Origin of the sequence: Microtetraspora niveoalba, from assembly GCF_001570405.1 — a bacterium.
Classification (GTDB): Bacteria; Actinomycetota; Actinomycetes; order Streptosporangiales; family Streptosporangiaceae; genus Microtetraspora; species Microtetraspora niveoalba.
Genome location: NZ_BBYM01000012.1, coordinates 149,452 through 168,627, shown reverse-complemented (window position 1 = coordinate 168,627; position 19,176 = coordinate 149,452). Strand labels below are relative to the sequence as shown.

The following is a 19,176-nucleotide window of genomic DNA, read 5'->3' as shown; positions in this document are numbered from 1 at the left end:
GATCCGTACTAGGGGCATGAGGACATCGATTCGTACGGCGGGGGCCGTCGCGCTCGCCGGGCTGCTCGCCGCGGCGTGTTCCGGGAGCCGTGCGGCGTCCGCCCCCGAGAAGGCGGACCTGAGCGGGAAGGTCCGCCTGGTCTCCTACACGAACTGCGACGACATGCTGGCCGGGCTGCGCCGGACGACCGCCGAGAACGTGACGGAGTGGGGCTTCGGCGAGGTCGTGGCGTTCCTGGCCAGGGACACGGCGGCGGCGGGCAAACAGGCGGCGGTCCCGGAGCAGGCGCACTCCACCACCAACGTGCAGGAGGCCGGCGTCGACGAGCCCGACCTGGTCAAGACCGACGGCAAGCGCGTGATCACCGTCAACCGGGGTGTGCTACGCGTGATCGACACCGCCACCCGCGAGGTCACCGGTACGCTCCGGCTCGTGTCCGAGGAGGACGGCTGGGTCCCCGCCGACCTGCTGGTCTCCGGCGACCGCGCGCTGGTTCTGGTCCAGAGCGGCGGGATCATCCCGTTCGGGGCGGTCGCCAAGATGCGGCCGGGCACCGACGGGCCGAGATACATGCTCGTCGACCTGTCCGGCCCGCCGAAGCTGCTCGGCACGCTCAGCGCCCGCGGCTCGCACATCGACGCCCGGCAGGTCGGCTCCACCGTGCGGATCGTGGTCAGGTCCCAGCCCGAGATCGCCTTCCCGCAGCACAAGCCCGACGCGTCCCCGCGGCAGATGCTCGAGGCCAACCGCGAGGCCGTACGCGCCGCGCCGATCGAGGCGTGGCTGCCGCGGTTCGAGATCGCCTCCGGGGGCGGGAGCCGTACGGACCGGGTGCGGTGCGACCAGGTCAGCCACCCGGAGAAGTTCACCGGGACGTCCCTGCTCACCGTCTTCACTGTGGACCTCGCCGGGGCGCTCGACGCCGTCCCGCCGATCAGCGTGGCCGCCGACGGCGACACCGTGTACGGCACGGACGACAGCCTGTACGTGACCAGCAACCCCAACTGGTGGTTCCGTCCGATGCCGGTCGACGTCCCGCCGGAGCCGGTTCCTGAAACGCCCGGAACGGCGGAGAGCACGGCGGGGAGCACTCCCGGGCAGGGCGGCGAGCCCACCCCCACGGCCGTCGCCCCCTCCGTCGTCGCCCCCTCCGAGGTCGACCCCTCGGGCGTCGCTCCGAAGGTCGAGCCGAGCGCGAGCGCCCCCGAGAAGGTCCCCGCGACACCCGAGGTGACGCCGGAGGAGGGCGGCGCGTCGCCGACGGCCGGCCCCATCCCCGAGGAGGTCCGGCCGTCGGCGACCGCCACGGGCGTCCCCGAGGAGGTCACCCCCTCGCCCACGCCGACGACGCCTCCCGAGCAGACCGAGGTGCACCGGTTCGACATCACCGGTACGGGCACGCCGCGCTACGTCAGCTCCGGCGTCGTGCCCGGACGGCTGCTGAACCAGTACTCGTTGTCCGAGCACGCGGGCCACCTGCGGGTGGCGACCACGTCGAACGCCGAGGTGTTCGGCGGCCCGGCCGAGAAGAGCTCGAGCGGGGTCTACGTGCTCAACGCCGACACCCTCGCCCAGGTGGGCGCGGTGACCGGGCTCGGGAAGGGCGAGCGCATCTACTCCGTGCGCTTCATCGGGGACGTCGGCTACGTCGTCACGTTCCGCCAGGTCGACCCGCTCTACACCCTCGACCTGCGCGACCCCGCGGCACCGAGGGTCACCGGCGAGCTGAAGATCTCCGGCTACTCGTCGTACCTGCACCCGGCGGGCGACGGGCGGCTGCTCGGCGTCGGCCAGGAGGCGAGCGCGCAGGGCCGCGTCCTCGGCACCCAGATCTCGCTGTTCGACGTCGCCGATCCGGCGACCCCGAGGCTGCTCTCGCGCTTCCACCAGCGGAACTCCGGCTCCGACGCCGAGTGGGACCCCCACGCGTTCCTCTACTGGCCGCAGAGCGGGCTGGCGATGCTCCCCCTGCAGAACTACGGCGGAGACTGGCGGAACGGCAGCTCGGCCCTCGTGCTCAAGGTCTCCGACGGCGCGATCGCGAAGACCGGCACGATCCGGCACCCGGGCGTCAAGGACGAGGACGGCGCCCCGACCGCCGACCCCGGCATCCGCCGCTGCGTCGTCATCGGCGACACCGTCTGGACCTTCTCCGAGCTGGGCGTCAAGGTCAGCGACGCCGGCACCCTCGCCGACCGGGCCTGGATCCCGTTCACCTGACGCGCCCGACCCGGCGCGGCTCTCCTACGGGCGGCGCCGTGCCGGGTCCCGGGCGGCGGCCGTGGCGGCTCAGGCCGGGTGAGCCTCCGGGACGGCCACGGGCACGATCTCCGGCGCGCCGAGCCTGATGGCGTCGGCCTCCCGGTCGGTGTCCTGCTCCTGGGACGCCCGCTCGGCCTCGACCCGCTTGGTGTAGTACTCGACCTCGCGCCTGACCTGGTCGGCGTCCCAGCCGAGCGGGCCGGCCACGAGCTCGGCCACCTCCTGCGCGACCGCGACCCCCCGGTGGAAGGTCTCGATCGAGATGCGGGTACGCCGGGTCAGCACGTCGTTGAGGTGCCGGGCGCCCTCGTGGGTGGCCGCGTACACGACCTCGGCCCGCAGGTAGTCGTCCGCCCCGGCCAGCGGCCGGGCGAGCGACGGGTCGCGCTCGATGAGCAGCAGCACCTCATCGATCAGCGAGCCGTACCGATGGAGCAGGTGCTCGATCCGCGCCACGTGCAGGCCGGACGACTGGGCGAGCCGATGCCGGGAGTTCCACAGCGCCGGGTAGCCCTCCGCGCCCACGAGCGGCACCTGGTCCGTGCAGGACGGCGGCACCCGCTGGTCCAGCCCGTGGGCGACGGCGTCCACCGCGTCGCTCGCCATCACGCGGTACGTGGTCAGCTTGCCTCCCGCGATCATGACGAGCCCCGGCACCGGATGGGTGACGACGTGCTCGCGCGACAGCCGCGAGGTCTCCTCCGACTCCCCCGCCAGCAGCGGACGCAGTCCCGCGTAGACGCCCTCGACGTCGTCCCTGCTCAGCGGGACCGACAACACCTCGTTGACGTGGTCGAGCACATAGTCGATGTCGGCACGCGACGCCGCCGGATGCGCCTTGTCCAGCGTCCACTCGGTGTCGGTGGTGCCGATGATCCAGTGCCTGCCCCACGGGATCACGAACAGCACCGACTTCTCCGTACGCAGGATGATCCCGGTGGCCGACTGGATCCGGTCGCGGGGCACCAGGAGGTGGATGCCCTTGGACGCCCGCACGTGGATCTGCCCGCGCCCTCCGACGAGTTGCTGGATGTCGTCGGTCCACACGCCGGTCGCGTTGACCACCTGCCGGGCGCGCACGTCGAACTCGGTGTCCGCCTCCAGGTCGCGGACCCGCACCCCCGTGACGCGCTCGCCCTCCCTCAGGAAGCCGACGACCTGGCTGCGCGAGGCCACGTACGCCCCGTACGTCGCGGCGGTGCGCAGCATGGTCATCACATAGCGCGCGTCGTCCACCTGCGCGTCCCAGTACTGCACCGCGCCGACGAAGGAGGACTTGCGCAACGACGGCACGAGCCGCAGCGCCCGCCGCCGCGACAGGTGGCGGTGGCCCGGCACGCCGCGGGTGATCCCGGGCGAGAACCCGATCGTGTCGTACAGCACCATGCCCGCCCCGATGTACGGACGCTCCCAGCCCCGGTGAGTCAGCGGGAACAGGAACGGGATGGGCCTGACCAGGTGCGGCGCGATCCGCTGGAGCAGCAGCCCGCGCTCGCGCAGCGCCTCCCTGACCAGGTCGAAGTTGAGCTGCTCGAGATAGCGCAGGCCGCCGTGGATGAGCTTGGACGAGCGCGACGAGGTGCCGGAGGCGAAGTCCCGCGCCTCCACCAGCCCCACCGAGAGCCCGCGGGTCGCCGCGTCGAGGGCGACACCCGCGCCCACCACTCCGCCTCCGACCACGACGACGTCGAGTTCCTGTGCCGCCATCTGGGCCAGTGCGCCCGCCCGCTCGGCCGGGCCGAGCCGCGCAGCGCCTGTTCGCGCCGTCATAGAGCTCCCTGTCAGGTACGGCAGTGCCTTGCGTTATGGGTGTTCTACCCCGTTTTGTCCGGTCAAACTGCGCCTATGGCGCTCGCTGCGTTGATGGCGCTCGCTTCGCTCGGCGGGCTCGGGGCGCCCCGAGCCCGCCGAGCGAAGCGAGGCCATAAACAGGGTATGCACAAAGATGCGCGTTTCTGCTATAGATGATGCAGAAATGAACAGAAGGAGCCTGCTTTGACCAGTCACACCGAGGTGGAGATCGCATCGCAACCGGCCTGTTGGCGCAGGGCGGTGGAGCTCGCCTCCGAGGCCGGTACGGCGCTGCCCCGCGAGGGCGAGCGGGTGGCCGTCGTCGGATGCGGCACCTCGTGGTTCGTCGCCCAGGCGTACGCCGACCTGCGGGAGCGGGCCGGCCACGGCGAGACCGACGCGTTCGCCGCCTCGGAGATGCCCTCCGGCCGCCGCTACGACCGGATCCTCGCCCTGACCCGCTCCGGCACCACCACCGAGGTGCTCGACCTGCTCCGCGCCACCGGCACGGCGACGAGCGCGATCACCGCCGACCCCGCGACACCGGTCATGTCGCTCGCCGGGGACGTGGTGGTGCTGGACTTCGCCGATGAGCGCTCGGTCGTGCAGACCCGGTTCGCCACCACGCAGCTCGCCCTGCTGCGCGCCCACCTCGGCGAGGACCTCACCAAGGCCATCACCGACGCCGAGGAGGCCGTCGCCGAGCCGGTCTCCCCCGAGCTGGTCGAGGCCGAGCAGTTCACGTTCCTCGGCCGCGGCTGGACCTGCGGCCTGGCCACCGAGGCCGCGCTGAAGATGCGCGAGGCCGCGCGGTCGTGGACCGAGAGCTACCCGGCGATGGAGTACCGCCACGGGCCGATCAGCATCGCCGGTCCGGGCCGGATCACGTGGATGCTCGGACAGGACGTCCCCCCGGGCCTGGCGGAGCAGGTCGCGGCCACCGGCGGCTCCTTCCTGGCCGGCGGCAGGGACGCCATGGCCGAGCTGGTGAAGATCCAGCGTGTCGCGGTCGAGCGCGCCAGGGCCCGCGGCCTCGACCCGGACGAGCCGTTGCACCTCACCCGTTCGGTGATCCTGGAGGCGTGACCCTCCGTCCGGTCGCGGCAGGATGGACCCATGAACGAGGACTCCGGGAACCGATCACCGCGACCGTCGCGGGCGAGGAGGACGGCGTGAGCATCACCCTTTCCGACGCCCGCGTCGTCACACTCGACGGCGAGCACGACGGCTGGCTCACCATCGAGGACGGACGCATCACCCACATCGGGCACGGCCCCGCGCCGGGGAACGGCCACAGCCTGGGCGGCCGGCTGGTCGTCCCCGGCTTCGTCGACATCCACAGCCACGGCGGGGCCGGCGGCTCGTTCCCCGACGGCGACCCGGACACCGCCGCCGAGGTCGCGGCGTTCCACCTGAGCAGGGGGACCACCACGCTGGTCGCCAGCCTGGTCACCGCCACGCCGGACCGGATCGCCCGCGCGGCGTCCGCCCTGGCCGACCTCTGCGAGCAGGGTCTCCTCGCGGGCATCCACTTCGAAGGTCCGTACATCGCACGGAGCAGGTGCGGCGCGCACGACCCCGCGCTGCTGCGCGACCCGTCGCGCGAGGAGTTCCGGCAGCTCGTCAAGGCGGGCCGGGGCCGGGTCCGGATGTTGACGATCGCCCCGGAGCTGCCCGGCGCGCTCGACGTGATCAGGGACGCCGTCGCCGAGGGCGTGATCGCCGCCCTCGGCCACAGCGAGGCCACGTACGACCAGACGATCGCGGGCATCGAGGCGGGCGCCGGTGTGGCGACCCACCTCTACAACGCGATGCCGCAGCTCGGCCACCGCAATCCCGGCCCGATCGCCGCCCTGCTCCAGGACGACCGGGTCACGGTGGAGCTCGTCAACGACGGCGTCCACGTCCACTCGGCGATGCTCGGGCTGGCGATGCGGGTGGCGGGCCCCGGCCGTACGGCGCTGATCACCGACGCGATGGCGGCGGCCGGGATGGGCGACGGGCGTTACCCCCTGGGCCCGATGACCGTGGAAGTGAAGGACGGGGTGGCGCGCATCGCCGACGGCGGCTCCATCGCGGGCAGCACGCTCACGATGGACGTCGCGTTCAAGCGGACGGTCGAGCAGGTGGGCGTCCCACCGGTCGAGGTGGCGAGGATGGCGTCCCTCACCCCCGCGCGCGTGCTCGGCCTCGACCACGAGATCGGCTCGATCACGGTCGGGAAGTACGCCGACCTGGTGGTGCTCGGCGACACCCTGGAGGTCGACGGCGTGATGCGCCGCGGCGCCTGGGTCCGCCGCCCGGCCGCCGCGTGATCTGACCCGCCCGCCCGCGACGCGCGCCGCGGAGACCGGCGCGGGCCGCGGAGACCGGCGCGGGCCGCGGAGACCGGCGCGGGCCGCGGAGACCGGCGCGGGCCGGAGACACCACGCGGGCCCCTCACCCGAGGCGAGGGGCCCGCGTTCCGTCCGGATGCCGGAGTGCCCGGCGGTGTGTCAGCGCTGGGGCGGGGCGACGACGACCTCGACCCGCTGGAACTCCTTCAGGTCGGAGTAGCCCGCGGTCGCCATCGTCCGACGCAGCGCGCCCATGAGGTTCATGGAGCCGTCGGCGAGCGACGAGGGCCCGTGCAGGATCTGCTGCAGCGTCCCGATCGTGCCGAACTCGACGCGCTTGCCGCGCGGCAGCTCGGGGTGGTGCGCCTCGGAGCCCCAGTGGAAGCCCCGGCCCGGCGCCTCGGCGGCGCGGGCGAGCGGCGAGCCCACCATGACCGCGTCGGCGCCGCAGGCGATGGCCTTGGCGATGTCACCGGAGCCGCCCATGCCGCCGTCGGCGATGACGTGGACGTAACGTCCACCCGACTCGTCCATGTAGTCGCGGCGCGCCGCGGCCACGTCCGAGATCGCGGTGGCCATCGGCACGACCACGCCGAGGACGTTGCGGGTGGTGTGCGACGCGCCGCCGCCGAAGCCGACCAGCACGCCCGCCGCGCCGGTCCGCATGAGGTGCAGCGCGGCGGTGTAGGTGGCGCAGCCGCCCACGATCACCGGGACGTCCAGCTCGTAGATGAACTGCTTGAGGTTCAGCGGCTCCGCCCGGCCCGAGACGTGCTCGGCCGAGACCGTCGTGCCCCGGATGACGAAGATGTCCACACCGGCGTCGATGACGGCCTTGTGGTGCCGCGCCGTCTTCTGCGGGGACAGCCGCACCGCCGTGGTGACGCCGGCCGCGCGGATCTCCTCGATCCGCCGGCCGATCAGCTCGTCGTCGATCGGCGCCGTGTAGATCTCCTGCAGCCGCCGGGTCGCGGCGTCGCTGTCGAGGGTCGCGACCTCTTCGAGCAGCGGCGTCGGGTCCTCGTAGCGCGTCCACAGCCCTTCGAGGTCCAGTACGGCGAGGCCGCCCAGCCGCCCGATCTCGATCGCCGTCCGCGGGGACACGACGCTGTCCATGGGGCTGACCACCATGGGCAGGTCGAACCGGTAGGCGTCGATCTGCCAGGAGATCGAGACCTCCTCGGGGTCGCGGGTGCGCCGGGACGGCACGATGCCGATCTCGTCCAACGCGTACGCGCGCCGCCCGCTCTTGCCGCGCCCGATCTCCACCTGAGTCATATCGTCCTACTCTTTCCGATCCATACCTGTACGGCTCCCGCCGAGCGGCGGCAGCCGTACCGGCGTCGCAGTGGTCCGCCGTCCGTGACAGAACTTATCGGCGGTGGTAGTTGGGCGCCTCGACGGTCATCTGGATGTCGTGCGGGTGGCTCTCCTTCAGACCCGCCGCGGTGATCGGCATGAGCTGCGCCTTCTCGTGCATCTCGGCGATCGTCCGCGAGCCGGTGTACCACATGCCCTGGCGCAGCCCGCCGACGAGCTGGTGCGCGACCGCCGCGACCGGGCCGCGGTAGGGGACCTGCCCCTCGATGCCCTCGGGGATGTACTTGTCCTCGCCGCTCACGTCCGCCTGGGCGTACCGGTCCTTGCTGAAGGACGCGCCGCCGCGCTCGCGGTTGCGCACCGCCCCGAGCGAGCCCATCCCGCGGTACGACTTGAACTGCTTGCCGTTGATGAAGATCAGCTCGCCGGGCGACTCCTCGCATCCGGCCAGCAGCGAGCCCAGCATGACCGTGTCCGCCCCGACGGCCAGCGCCTTGGCGATGTCGCCCGAGTACTGCAGGCCGCCGTCGCCGATGACCGGGATGCCGGCGGGCGCGCAGGCGAGCGACGCCTCGTAGATGGCGGTGAGCTGCGGCGCGCCCACGCCCGCGACCACGCGGGTGGTGCAGATCGAGCCCGGGCCCACGCCCACCTTCACCGCGTCGGCGCCCGCGTCGACGAGCGCCTGCGCGCCCGCTCGGGTGGCGACGTTGCCGCCGATCACGTCGATCTTGGCGTTGGCCTTGATCTTGGAGACCATCTCGCACACGCCCTGGGAGTGGCCGTGCGCGGTGTCCACGATGACGACGTCCGCCCCGGCCTCGATGAGAGCCTGGGCGCGCTGCTCGGCGTCGCCCGCGACGCCGACGGCCGCGCCGACCATCAGCCGGCCGCGCGGGTCCTTCGTGGCCAGCGGGTACTGCTCGCTCTTGGTGAAGTCTTTGACGGTCATGAGGCCCTGGAGCCGCCCGGCCTCGTCGACCAGCGGCAGCTTCTCGACCTTGTTCTTGCGGAGCAGCCGGAACGCCTCGTCGCGCGAGACCCCGACCGGCGCGGTGACCAGCGGCATGTGGGTCATCACCTCGCGGACCGGGCGCGTCTCGTCGGCCTCGAACCGCATGTCGCGGTTGGTCACGATGCCGACCAGGACGCCGGACGCGTCGGTGACCGGTACGCCGGAGATGCGATAGGTGGCGCAGAGCCGCTCGACGTCGGCGAGAGTGTCGTCCGGAGAACAGGTGACGGGGTCGGTGACCATGCCCGCCTCGGACCGTTTGACCAGGTCGACCTGCGTCGCCTGCTCCTCGATGGACAGGTTGCGGTGCAGGATGCCGATGCCGCCCTGGCGGGCCATCGCCACCGCCATGCGCGCCTCGGTCACCGTGTCCATCGCCGCCGAGATCAGCGGGATGCGCAACGAGACGTTACGGGAGAGCCGGGTCGTCGTGTCGGCCTCGCCGGGCTGTAGATCCGAATACGCCGGGACCAGCAACACGTCGTCGAACGTGTATCCCTGTGCGGTGAATTTGGCCATCCGTGACCCCTCCTTCGCCTCGGCGGAGCCCTCGCCAGCCCCCGGGTGCAAGTGTAGTGGCCCGGCTCAAACCCGCTTGTCAAGGCTTGACACCCCCTCGCCTCACGGAAGAGGGGGGCCCACCTCCCCCCGACAGAAACGCGGGCACAAAGAAGTGGGGGGACCGGCTGACCGGTCCCCCCACCATCGGCGACAATCGCGATCCCGCGACCCGAGCCCCCCTCCGCGCCCGGTGGCGCCGGATCGCGGTAACTTGCCGACGCTGTGTTAAGACTGCGTCACACTCCGTTGATATGCAATGTCTCACCCTGCAACTGCACAAAGCTGCACATGCGTTCCGCGGAATGACGGAACCTCCGGACAGGCCGGGGGCGCGGGGATATCCTCGCCAGGCGGCGCGGCCGGGAGACGTTCCCGCGTGGCCCGCCGCGCTGGCGACCCGAGCGCGCGGAGCGAGCCATGAACACGACGCGAAACGCCGACCCTCTCCAGGCCCTCGGTCTCGGCGAGGCGGAGACCGCCGTGTACACCACGGTGCTGCGACTGCACCGTGCCACGCTCGACGAGGTCGCCCAGGCGGTGGACGAGCCCGCGGACCGGGTCGCCGGCCTCCTGGCGACGCTCATCCGGCTCGGAGCCGTCGACGAGGCCGCCGGGGAGTACCTGGCCCGCCATCCCGCGGGGCCGGTCGGCCGGCTGGTCGCCGAGCGGCTCTCCCTGCTGGCCCTGCAGAGCCGCCAGATCGACGAGATGCTCGCCGCCGTCGGCGACCTGGCCCAGCACTACGACTCCGGGCGCGACTACCGCAGGGGCGAGCTGAGCGTCCGGTCCCTGACGGGCGCCGACGAGCTGTACGAGGCGGTCATCGGGCTGGCCGGGCAGGCTCCCCGCGCCGAGCTGGTCGCCGCGCTCCCCGACCGGCGCACGACCGGCGACTTCTTCGAGAAGCACGCGGACATGTGGATCCGCGCGATCAAGGAGGGCGATCTCACGTCGCGCCTGCTCGTTCCGGTGTCCGCGCTCGGCGTCCCCTCCTTCCGCGAGACCGCCGGGCTGCTCAACAGGGCCGGGGCCGAGGTGCGCTCCCTCGACCAGGTGCCGAGCTGGTTCTTCGCGCTCGGGGCCGACGCGGCCGGACTGCCCGTCCAGTGGGGCGCCTCGCCTTCCGAACACGCCTACAACTGCTCCCTGGTGCGGTCGCCCGTCGTCGTCGGCGCGCTCCGCGCCCTGTTCGGCGAGTTGTGGGGCAGGGCGGTGCCCGTCGCGCGTCCCGGAGGCGCCATCCAGGTGCTCCGGCTCGCCGCCCAGGGGCTCTCCGACGAGTCCATCGCCCGGCACCTCGGCCTCTCCGTACGCACGGTGCGCGCGAGATTCGCGCAGGCGATCGCCGAGCTGGGCGCGAACTCGCGCTTCCAGGCCGGTGTGGAGGCCAGCCGCCGGTCCTGGCTCTGACCCGGCGCCCGGCCGCCCGGTCCCGCACGGGCCCTTCCACGGCCGGTTCCGTACGAGCCGGTCAAAACACGTGGACCGTCCCGAGTGTGCCCACTTCCGCTCGCGGGGGCGGGGTGGGTCATAAGGTGGGATGGTGCTGGAAGACGTCCCCCGCGACCCCTTCGCGGACGACCCGAACGACCCCTCGGCCGAGCTGGGCGAGCCCGACGATCAGGAGCCACTGACCCTCGCCGAGCGCGACGAGGCCCTCACCGACCTCGCCGACGTCGAGGTGTTCCGCTCCCTGCTCGAACCTCAGGGCGTGCTCGGCCTCGTCCTCGACTGCCCCGAGTGCGGCGAGCAGCACTACTTCAGCTGGGACCTGCTCCGGGGCAACCTGCGACAGATGATCGACAACGGCCGCCCCCAGGTCCACGAGCCCGCCTTCCAACCCGACCCCAGCGACTACGTGAGCTGGGAGTACGCCCGAGGCTACGTCGACGGCGTGATCGACACAGAAGAGAGCCGGTGACCGTCCACATCGGCGATCAGCGCGCCGAGCAGGCGCACGGCGACATCTCCGGCCTCCAGCTCGAAGACGGCCTCCCGCCGGGCCAGCGCGTCCAGAACGGCGTCGGTCCGCGCAACATCCGCATCCACTGCTGCATCGTCGCACGCCCCCGGCTAGCCCGGTGCACGAGGACGGCGTTGATCAAGCAATCGACTCCAGATCGGCCATCTGCCTGAGCCTCGTCAGCGCCCGATGCTGGGCGACCCGCACCGCGCCGGGCGACATGCCCAGCACGTTCCCGGTCTCCTCCGCCGACAGCCCGGACACCACCCGAAGGATCAGCAGCTCGCGCTGGTTGTCCGGCAGCCGCGACAGCAGCGCCCGCGCGTGCTCGGCCTCGATGTAGCGCACCACCGTCTCCTCCGGCCCGGGACCGTCGTCCGGGCCGTCGGGCAGGTCCTGGGTCGGCACGGCGGACCGCACCGAGCTGCGCAGCGCGTCGGCGACCTTGTGCGACGCGATCCCGAACACGAACGACGCGAACGGACGCCCCATGTCCCGATAACGCGGCAGCGCGGACAGCACCGCGATGCACACTTCCTGAGCCACGTCGTCGGCGATGTGATAGTGACCGGAAACCCTTCCCAGTCGCGCACGGCAATAGCGCACCACCATCGGGCGCAGGTGCCCCAGAAGCGATTCGATCGCGGTGCGATCTCCTTGTACGGCAAGGCTGGTCAGTTCCCTGAGGTCGGACTCATCCGATCTCGTCGCAAGCCTTACCCCAGTTGCGGCGTCGGCGACGCGTCCCTCGGTCACGTTAGGCATGATGCCCGCCACGATCGCGCATGTCGTCATGGTTAACGGCTACGGATTGGTCACATTGACGCGTCGATAACCAGACGTAATCGATTGAACACAAGAGGGTTTGAATATTTCAGATGAATGGCCCAATTGGCAATTACATGTCAGATGTACGACCAGGGACGACGCGCCACCCCGCACTTCGGTTTACCGCAAAAAGAAGTACGGCCCCCGCGTCAGCGAGAGCCGTACCCTGTCCGTTCGCCGGGCCTTCGCCCGGCTGCGCGGGGCGCCTTCAGGCGATGCCTTCCCTCGTCTCTCGGGGCCTCGTACCTCAGCCCACTCGTTCCTCAGTCCAGACACCGCCGCGCCCCACGCGGTCCGTTCGCCGGGCCTTCGCCCGGGTCACGTCACCGGATCAGTGGCCGTGACCGTGCCCGTGGCCGTGACCGTGCCCGTTGGCGGCCGGAGCCTCCTCCTCGGGCTTGTCCACCACGAGGGCCTCGGTCGTGAGCAGCATGCCGGCGATGGACGCGGCGTTCTGCACGGCCGAACGGGTGACCTTGACCGGGTCGATGACGCCCTGGCCGATCAGGTCGCCGTACTCGCCAGAGGCGGCGTTGAGGCCGTGGCCGACCGCCATCTCGGCGACCTTGGAGGTCACGACGTACCCCTCGAGGCCGGCGTTCTCGGCGATCCAGCGGGCCGGCTCGACGAGAGCCTTGCGGACGACCCCGACACCGGTCGCCTCGTCGCCGGACAGACCGAGGTCGTCCAGCTCCTTGGCCACGTGCACGAGCGCGGAGCCACCGCCGGAGACGATGCCCTCCTCGATCGCGGCGCGGGTCGCCGAGATCGCGTCCTCAAGGCGGTGCTTCTTCTCCTTGAGCTCGACCTCGGTGGCCGCGCCGACCTTGAGCACGCAGACGCCGCCCGCGAGCTTGGCGAGACGCTCCTGGAGCTTCTCGCGGTCCCAGTCGGAGTCGGACTGCTCGATGGCGATCTTGATTTCCTTGACGCGGTCGTCGATCGCCTTCGCGTCGCCGGCGCCGTCCACGATCGTCGTCGCGTCCTTGGTGACGACGACGCGCCGGGCCGTGCCGAGCACGTCCAGGCCGACGTTGTCGAGCTTGAGGCCGACCTCCTCGCTGACGACCTGGCCGCCGGTGAGGATGGCGATGTCCTGCAGCATGGCCTTGCGGCGGTCGCCGAAGCCCGGGGCCTTGACGGCGACCGAGGTGAAGGTGCCGCGGATCTTGTTCGTCACCAGGACGGCCAGGGCCTCGCCCTCGACGTCCTCCGCGATCACGAGCAGCGACTTCTTCGTCTGAACGACCTTCTCCAGGATCGGCAGGAAGTCGGCGATCGAGGAGATCTTGCCCTGGGTGATCAGGATGTAGGGGTCCTCGAGGACCGACTCCATGCGCTCGAGGTCGGTCGCCATGTGCGGCGACAGGTAACCCTTGTCGAACTGGAGGCCCTCGGTGAAGTCCAGCTCCAGACCCATGGAGTTGGACTCCTCGACGGTGATGACACCGTCCTTGCCCACCTTGTCGAACGCCTCGGCGATCAGCTCGCCGATCTTCGCGTCCTGCGCGGAGATCGTCGCGACGTGCGCGATCTCCTGCTTGTCGGCGACCGGCCGGGCGCCGTCGAGCAGCCTGTCGCTGACGGCCTTGGCCGCCGCGTCGATGCCGCGCTTGAGCGACAGCGGCTGGGCGCCGGCGGCGACGTTGCGCAGGCCCTCGCGGACCATCGCCTGGGCCAGCACGGTGGCGGTGGTCGTACCGTCACCCGCGATGTCGTTGGTCTTGGTCGCCACTTCCTTGGCGAGCTGGGCGCCGAGGTTCTCGTACGGCTTCTCCAGCTCGACCTCGCGAGCGATGGTGACGCCGTCGTTGGTGATCGTGGGCGCACCGAACTTCTTGTCGATGACCACGTTCCGGCCACGGGGACCGAGCGTAACCTTCACGGCGTCCGCGAGGGCGTTCACGCCACGCTCAAGAGCGCGCCGCGCGTCCTCCTCGAACTCCAGGATCTTGGGCATTCACGTCTCCTATACGAGCGCACAGGAGCCCCGGGCACAACATGTCCCGGGGCTCCTCATGCTTTGCGCGGCCTACTTCTCGATGATGGCGAGCACGTCACGGGCCGAGAGCACCAGGTACTCCTCGCCGCCGTACTTGACCTCGGTGCCGCCGTACTTGCTGTAGAGGACGACGTCGCCCTCCTTGACGTCGAGCGGAATGCGCTTCTCGCCGTCCTCGTCCCAGTTGCCCGGGCCCACCGCGAGGACCTTGCCCTCCTGCGGCTTCTCCTTGGCGGTGTCCGGGATGACCAGGCCGGAAGCGGTGGTCTGCTCGGCCTCAAGCGGCTGGACCACGATGCGGTCACCAAGCGGCTTAACGGGAACCTTAGTGGCGGTCGTCACGATCGGACCTCCCCTTCAGATTGCGATGAATGAGCTGAAGAGGCGACCAGCGGCCTGCCGTCGCGGGTGTCAGACCTGCCTCGTCGCTGTTGGCACTCTCGCTAGTCGAGTGCCAACACGAAACAGTATGCAAGGGGACCGTGACAGTCAACACGAACCCCCGTCGCAGGTCAGCTACCGAAGGCGCTCGGGGCGGCGGGGGTGGGTCCGGGGAGGCGATAGCGTCGGGAGTCGTGGACCTTGAGGCGTTCCGTGAGCTGCTGACACCGGAGGGGCGTACTGCGCTGGCCGAAGCCGTGCGTGTGCTGGACGAGGGGCTCGATCCGGTGGCGGCGGCGACCAGGCTGCGGCGCGCCCACGACCCGGCGCTGACGTCGGCCGCACTGACCCAGGCCGGCCTCCGCCGCCGGGGAGCGGCCAAGTTCGGCGCGGACGCCGCCGTGATGTACTTCACCCCTCACGGCCTGGAGCAGGCGACCCGGGCCGAGGTGGCCGCGCACCGCGCCCGCCGCGTCGCCGCCGCCGTTCCCGCCGGGACCCCGGGCGATGCCGGACGGGCCGGGGCGGGCGGCCCGCGCGTGCTCGACGTGTGCTGCGGGATCGGCGGCGACCTGGTCGCCCTCGCCCGCGCGGGCTGCGCCGTGGACGCCGTGGACCTCGACCCGCTCACCTCCGAGGTCGCCCGGGCGAACGCCGCCGCGCTCGGCCTCTCCGACCTGGTCGCGATCCGTACGGCCGACGCCGCAGACACCGATCCGTCGGCGTACGACGTGCTCTTCGCCGACCCGGCGAGACGGGGCGCGCGCGGGCGGGTGTTCGACCCGATGGCCTACTCGCCCTCGTGGCCCGTGACGCTGGAGCTGGCGTCCCGAGCCCCGGCGGCCTGCCTCAAGGTCGCGCCCGGCATCCCGTACGAGCTCATCCCGGAGGGAGCCGAGGCCGAGTGGGTCTCGTACAAGGGCGAGGTGAAGGAGGCGGTGATCTGGCTCGGCGGCCTGGCACACGTCCCCGGGGCCGTCGTCCACGGGAGCGCGCCCCCCGAACGGCGGGCGACCCTGCTGCCGTCCGGCGAGACACTCGTCCCCTCCGGGGCGGAGGTCGGCGCCGGCCCGGTCGCGCACTACCTGTACGAGCCCGACGGTGCGGCGGTCCGGGCGCATCTGGTGGCGGAGGTGGCCGGCATGGTCGAGGGGCACCTGCTCGACCCCCGGATCGCCTACATCACGAGTGACGTGCTCGTCCGCACGCCGTGGGCGGCGGCGTACGAGGTACACGAGGTCATGCCGTTCTCGCTGAAGGCGCTGCGCGCGGCCCTGAGGAAGCGCGGCGTCGGAAACGTGACGATCAAGAAGCGCGGATCCGCCGTCGACATCGATCAATTGTCACGAAATTTGCGTCTTTCAGGGGACAATTCAGGGGTAATCGTTCTTACCAGGATCGGCGAGCGTCCTTACGCATTCATTTGCCAGGCCGTCTGACCTGGAGCTACGACTTATCCCGGCAATACGGCGATAACCACAGTGTTTCACCGTCCCACCGGAATCCGGCGCCGTACGCGGCTACAGTGGGCGGTCGGGCCTGTCCCGCCCGATCATGAATCCCTCGAAACCGGATCAACCCGCCGTACATGTCCCGGCGGGGCGAAGGAGCTTTCGGTGGACCACTCCAGCCACGGCCTCCTCCAATCTGGCAGCCAGACCGCCGTATCCGAGCGGATGCGCGAGCTGCTGGCCCGCGCGGCGCAGGACCACGTCTACGAGCAGCGCACTCAGGGCGCCGCGCTCGACGAGATCCGACAGCGCCTCGAAGGCATGGAGTGGCTGCTCCGCGAGCTTCGCGAGCGCGGACTCGGGGGGCTCGGCGGCCTCGCCGGCATGATCGAGTCGCTCGGCGACCAGATCGACGTCCTCTCCGCGAAACCCCCGACCTGGGCCGAGAGCCTCGCCCGGCACGTCGAGGTGGTCCGCGACCAGATCGACGAGGTCGGCGAGCGCGTGGACCGGCTCCAGGCGAGCATGGACGCCGCCGCCGGGCGTTTCAGCCGGCTCGACGGCGCCGTCGGCGAGCTGGCGCGAGCCGCCGAACGGCTGGGCGGCAGGCTCGACGGCGTCGAGGGCCGGGTCACGGCCGTCGAGGGCCATCTGGCGGCCGCCGAGGAGCATCTGGCGGACCTCGGGGCACACCTGCGCGGCGCGACCACGACCCTCGGCGCCGCCGACGCCAGGCTCAACACGATCGACGGGCACCTGAGCCGCCACGACGACCGCTTCGACGTGGTGGAGGGACGAATCGACGGCCGGTTCACCGCCCTCGACGAACACCTGATCTCGACCGAGACCCGCCTGACCGGCCGCGTGGAAGCGGTACGGCAACGGGTGGACGACATCGGCCGCCGGGTCGCGGAGATCGAGCGCGGGACGCCGGCCTCGGGGCCCCCGGCGTGACCTCCCGTCTCAGACGTGGACGGCCGTGATGGGGAGCGAGGAGTCGGCCGGGATGTCCAGCGCCGACGGCCGGATCCCCGCCGCGACCAGCTCGGAGCCGAGCGCGGCCACCATGGCGCCGTTGTCGGTGCACAACCCGGGCCGGGGCACGCGCAGCCGTACGCCCGCCGCGTCGCAGCGTTCCTGGGCCAGCGCGCGCAGTCGGGAGTTGGCCGCGACGCCGCCGCCGATGAGCAGGTCCTTGACGTCGTAGCGGCGGCACGCCTGAAGCGCCTTGCGGGTCAGCACGTCCACGACCGCCTCCTGGAAGGACGCGGCCACGTCGGCCACCGGGACCGTCTCGCCCGCGGCCGTACGCGCCTCGACCCAGCGGGCGACGGCCGTCTTCAGGCCGGAGAACGAGAAGTCGAGCGTGCCGTCGTCGTACTTGCCGCGAGGGAAGGCGATGGCCGTGCCCGAGCCGGACGTGGCGGAGCGGTCGATGTGCGGGCCGCCGGGGAACGGCAGGCCCAGCACCCTGGCCACCTTGTCGAACGCCTCGCCGGCGGCGTCGTCCACGGTCGAGCCGAGCGAGATCACGTCCTGGGCGACGTCGGGGACCAGCAGCAGCGACGAGTGGCCGCCGGACACCAGCAGGGCGATGGACGGCTTGGGCAGCGGCCCGTGTTCGAGCTGGTCGACCGCGACGTGCGCGGCGAGGTGGTTGACGCCGTACAGCGGGACGCCCAGCCCCAGCGCGTACGCCTTGGCCGCGGCGACGCCGACGAGCAGCGCGCCCGCCAGGCCGGGACCGGCGGTGACGGCGACGGCGTCGATGTCGGAGAAGCGCAGACCGGCCTTGTCCAGCGCGCTCTCCACCGTGGGGGCCATGGCCTCCAGGTGCGCGCGCGAGGCCACCTCGGGCACCACGCCGCCGAAGCGGGCGTGCTCCTCCATGCTGGACGCGATCGTGTTCGCCAGCAGCGTGTGGCCGCGGACCAGACCGACCCCCGTCTCGTCGCAGGACGTCTCGATCCCCAGGACGATCGGCTCGTCACGCCCGCTCATGCGCCCCTCCTCTGAGATCCCGCACCATCGTGATGGCGTCGGTTCCGTCGTCGTAGTAGTTCCGCCGGACGCCGAGCCGCTCGAAGCCGAACCGCTCGTACATCGCGCGGGCGGGCGAGTTGTCCGCTCGGACCTCCAGGAAGACCTCGCTCGCGCCGCGCCGTTCCGCCTCGGCGAGCAGCTCGGACATCAGCGCGGCGCCGATGCCCGACCTGCGATGGTCGGCGAGGACGGCGATCGTCTGCACGTCGGCCTGGTCGGCGGCGGCGGCCAGGCCGGCGTAGCCCACGATCTCGTCACCGTCCACGGCGACCACGTAGTGCCGGGTGCGCGGCTGGTCGTCGAGCTCGCCACGCAGCATGGCCTCGCTCCAGGCGTCGAGCGGGAACGTGATCCGCTCGATCTCGACCACGGCCGGAAGGTCCTCCATGGTCATCTGGCGCAGGAGGGCGGTCACTGGCCGCTCACCACTCCTCGCTCGTCCCGCGGCTCGCCGCGCCGGGCCTGCTCCAGCACCTTCTTCGGGGCGCCGGGGATCTGCGCGTCGGGCCTGCGCAGGTAGATCGGCCGCGCCGGGCCGAGCACCGCCAGCCCGCTCGCCTGCTCGACCGAGTCGATCCGCCCGTCGGGCACCCTGGCCAGCTCGGCCGCCCGCTCGGGGGCGAGCCCGGCCAGGTGCTCCGCGGCGAGCGCCGCGAGCGCCCCCGCCGACGGGTACTCCGGGTCGCCGACCCGATCGCCGCCGATCGTCTCGGCGTACATCCGGGCGCCCGCGCCGATCACCGGCAGCTCCGCGGGCAGGTCGTGCGGCCGGTCCACGCGCGGCCCGTCCAGGCGGGTGCGCGCGTCGCCGTACCGCGCCCAGAAGACCTCCTTGCGCCGGGCGTCGGTCGCCACGAGGAACGGCTCGGTCCTGCCGGAGGCGAAGGCGATCGCGTCGAGCGTGCACACGCCGTACGCGTGGACGCCCACGGTCGCGGCCAGCGCGCTCGCGGTCATCAACCCGACCCGCAGGCCCGTGTACGGCCCGGGGCCGGAGCCGGCGACGATGACGGTCACGTCACGCAGGGAGGCGTCGCAGTCACGCAGCACGCGCTCGACCGCGGGAGCGAGCAGCTCCCCGTGGCGGCGGGCGTCGACCGTGGTCGACTCGGCCAGCACGCGACTGCCGTCGTGCAACGCGGCCGTGACTGCGGGGGTAGCGGTATCGAGGGCCAAGACCAGCACAAAGGCCAAGCCTAGCCGCTGTCGGGTCCCCCCGGGC

The 19,176-nt window shown here is 71.9% G+C and carries 17 protein-coding genes; 7 read left to right on the top strand and 10 right to left on the bottom strand.

Annotation, left to right across the window (positions count from 1 at the left end; genetic code table 11):
- Nucleotides 1-16 precede the first annotated feature (16 nt).
- Nucleotides 17-2,221, top strand: coding sequence for a beta-propeller domain-containing protein (locus AWQ70_RS13130; RefSeq protein WP_067174919.1), 2,205 nt, complete (start codon nucleotides 17-19; stop codon nucleotides 2,219-2,221).
- A 69-nt stretch (nucleotides 2,222-2,290) separates the two neighbouring features.
- Here the strand turns inward: AWQ70_RS13130 and AWQ70_RS13125 are convergent, their stop codons facing one another.
- The gene (locus AWQ70_RS13125; RefSeq protein ID WP_067174917.1) at nucleotides 2,291-4,033 is read right to left on the bottom strand and encodes a glycerol-3-phosphate dehydrogenase/oxidase; all 1,743 of its coding nucleotides are present in this window, start codon (nucleotides 4,031-4,033) and stop codon (nucleotides 2,291-2,293) included.
- A gap of 225 nt (nucleotides 4,034-4,258) precedes the next feature.
- On the opposite strand from AWQ70_RS13125, the gene AWQ70_RS13120 reads away from it, so the two are divergent.
- Together AWQ70_RS13120 and nagA are read left to right on the top strand one after the other, a co-directional pair.
- Nucleotides 4,259-5,140: an SIS domain-containing protein gene (locus AWQ70_RS13120; protein WP_067174914.1), complete on the top strand. Its 882-nt coding sequence runs from the start codon at nucleotides 4,259-4,261 to the stop codon at nucleotides 5,138-5,140.
- A gap of 86 nt (nucleotides 5,141-5,226) precedes the next feature.
- On the top strand, nucleotides 5,227-6,369 hold the full coding sequence (gene nagA / locus AWQ70_RS13115; RefSeq protein WP_067175045.1) for an N-acetylglucosamine-6-phosphate deacetylase: 1,143 nt from the start codon (nucleotides 5,227-5,229) through the stop codon (nucleotides 6,367-6,369).
- 180 nt (nucleotides 6,370-6,549) lie between these two features.
- Here the strand turns inward: nagA and AWQ70_RS13110 are convergent, their stop codons facing one another.
- Together AWQ70_RS13110 and guaB are read right to left on the bottom strand one after the other, a co-directional pair.
- Nucleotides 6,550-7,668 carry a GuaB3 family IMP dehydrogenase-related protein gene (locus AWQ70_RS13110; RefSeq protein WP_174552386.1) on the bottom strand — a complete coding sequence of 373 codons (1,119 nt, stop codon included), beginning with the start codon at nucleotides 7,666-7,668 and terminating at the stop codon, nucleotides 6,550-6,552.
- Nucleotides 7,669-7,762: 94 nt separating this feature from the next.
- Nucleotides 7,763-9,244 carry an IMP dehydrogenase gene (gene guaB / locus AWQ70_RS13105; RefSeq protein ID WP_067174908.1) on the bottom strand — a complete coding sequence of 494 codons (1,482 nt, stop codon included), beginning with the start codon at nucleotides 9,242-9,244 and terminating at the stop codon, nucleotides 7,763-7,765.
- A 459-nt stretch (nucleotides 9,245-9,703) separates the two neighbouring features.
- On the opposite strand from guaB, the gene AWQ70_RS13100 reads away from it, so the two are divergent.
- Both AWQ70_RS13100 and AWQ70_RS13095 read left to right on the top strand, forming a co-directional pair.
- Nucleotides 9,704-10,696: a helix-turn-helix transcriptional regulator gene (locus AWQ70_RS13100; protein WP_067174905.1), complete on the top strand. Its 993-nt coding sequence runs from the start codon at nucleotides 9,704-9,706 to the stop codon at nucleotides 10,694-10,696.
- Between the two features lie 133 nt (nucleotides 10,697-10,829).
- Nucleotides 10,830-11,207, top strand: a complete 378-nt coding sequence (locus AWQ70_RS13095) for a DUF5319 domain-containing protein (protein ID WP_067175042.1) — start codon at nucleotides 10,830-10,832, stop codon at nucleotides 11,205-11,207.
- Here the strand turns inward: AWQ70_RS13095 and AWQ70_RS38820 are convergent.
- The 4 genes from AWQ70_RS38820 to groES all read right to left on the bottom strand — a co-directional run bounded on the left by AWQ70_RS38820 (nucleotide 11,168) and on the right by groES (nucleotide 14,421).
- On the bottom strand, nucleotides 11,168-11,335 hold the full coding sequence (locus tag AWQ70_RS38820) for a hypothetical protein (RefSeq protein WP_157530038.1): 168 nt from the start codon (nucleotides 11,333-11,335) through the stop codon (nucleotides 11,168-11,170). The genes AWQ70_RS13095 and AWQ70_RS38820 overlap by 40 nt on opposite strands.
- 52 nt (nucleotides 11,336-11,387) lie before the next feature.
- Nucleotides 11,388-12,014, bottom strand: a complete 627-nt coding sequence (locus AWQ70_RS13090) for a sigma-70 family RNA polymerase sigma factor (protein ID WP_157530045.1) — start codon at nucleotides 12,012-12,014, stop codon at nucleotides 11,388-11,390.
- Between the two features lie 394 nt (nucleotides 12,015-12,408).
- The gene (groL, locus tag AWQ70_RS13085) at nucleotides 12,409-14,037 is read right to left on the bottom strand and encodes a chaperonin GroEL (protein ID WP_067174901.1); all 1,629 of its coding nucleotides are present in this window, start codon (nucleotides 14,035-14,037) and stop codon (nucleotides 12,409-12,411) included.
- A gap of 72 nt (nucleotides 14,038-14,109) precedes the next feature.
- Nucleotides 14,110-14,421, bottom strand: a complete 312-nt coding sequence (gene groES / locus AWQ70_RS13080) for a co-chaperone GroES (protein ID WP_055482820.1) — start codon at nucleotides 14,419-14,421, stop codon at nucleotides 14,110-14,112.
- A 233-nt stretch (nucleotides 14,422-14,654) separates the two neighbouring features.
- Between groES and AWQ70_RS13075 the strand changes: the two genes are divergently transcribed.
- Both AWQ70_RS13075 and AWQ70_RS13070 read left to right on the top strand, forming a co-directional pair.
- Nucleotides 14,655-15,899, top strand: coding sequence for a class I SAM-dependent methyltransferase (locus AWQ70_RS13075; protein ID WP_084516940.1), 1,245 nt, complete (start codon nucleotides 14,655-14,657; stop codon nucleotides 15,897-15,899).
- A 177-nt stretch (nucleotides 15,900-16,076) separates the two neighbouring features.
- Nucleotides 16,077-16,865: a hypothetical protein gene (locus tag AWQ70_RS13070; protein ID WP_067174895.1), complete on the top strand. Its 789-nt coding sequence runs from the start codon at nucleotides 16,077-16,079 to the stop codon at nucleotides 16,863-16,865.
- 9 nt (nucleotides 16,866-16,874) lie between these two features.
- Here AWQ70_RS13070 and tsaD read toward each other — a convergent pair whose 3' ends face one another.
- From tsaD to tsaB, 3 genes are read right to left on the bottom strand one after another with little or no spacing between them, the layout of a single operon-like run.
- Nucleotides 16,875-17,912: a tRNA (adenosine(37)-N6)-threonylcarbamoyltransferase complex transferase subunit TsaD gene (tsaD, locus tag AWQ70_RS13065; RefSeq protein ID WP_067174885.1), complete on the bottom strand. Its 1,038-nt coding sequence runs from the start codon at nucleotides 17,910-17,912 to the stop codon at nucleotides 16,875-16,877.
- Nucleotides 17,899-18,369, bottom strand: coding sequence for a ribosomal protein S18-alanine N-acetyltransferase (rimI, locus tag AWQ70_RS13060; protein WP_373282318.1), 471 nt, complete (start codon nucleotides 18,367-18,369; stop codon nucleotides 17,899-17,901). Before rimI ends, tsaD begins: the two co-directional genes overlap by 14 nt.
- Nucleotides 18,366-19,139 carry a tRNA (adenosine(37)-N6)-threonylcarbamoyltransferase complex dimerization subunit type 1 TsaB gene (gene tsaB / locus AWQ70_RS13055; protein ID WP_067174884.1) on the bottom strand — a complete coding sequence of 258 codons (774 nt, stop codon included), beginning with the start codon at nucleotides 19,137-19,139 and terminating at the stop codon, nucleotides 18,366-18,368. The genes rimI and tsaB overlap by 4 nt, the downstream gene beginning before the upstream one ends.
- Between the last annotated feature and the right edge of the window lie 37 nt (nucleotides 19,140-19,176).

Coding starts and splice junctions, on each gene's coding strand:
- AWQ70_RS13130 (WP_067174919.1), top strand. CDS start 17: ATGAGGACATCGATTCGTACGGCGGGGGCCGTCGCGCTCGCCGGGCTG.
- guaB (WP_067174908.1), bottom strand. CDS start 9,244: ATGGCCAAATTCACCGCACAGGGATACACGTTCGACGACGTGTTGCTG.
- groL (WP_067174901.1), bottom strand. CDS start 14,037: ATGCCCAAGATCCTGGAGTTCGAGGAGGACGCGCGGCGCGCTCTTGAG.
- AWQ70_RS13125 (WP_067174917.1), bottom strand. CDS start 4,033: ATGACGGCGCGAACAGGCGCTGCGCGGCTCGGCCCGGCCGAGCGGGCG.
- AWQ70_RS13110 (WP_174552386.1), bottom strand. CDS start 7,668: ATGACTCAGGTGGAGATCGGGCGCGGCAAGAGCGGGCGGCGCGCGTAC.
- tsaD (WP_067174885.1), bottom strand. CDS start 17,912: ATGAGCGGGCGTGACGAGCCGATCGTCCTGGGGATCGAGACGTCCTGC.
- AWQ70_RS13100 (WP_067174905.1), top strand. CDS start 9,704: ATGAACACGACGCGAAACGCCGACCCTCTCCAGGCCCTCGGTCTCGGC.
- AWQ70_RS13090 (WP_157530045.1), bottom strand. CDS start 12,014: ATGCCTAACGTGACCGAGGGACGCGTCGCCGACGCCGCAACTGGGGTA.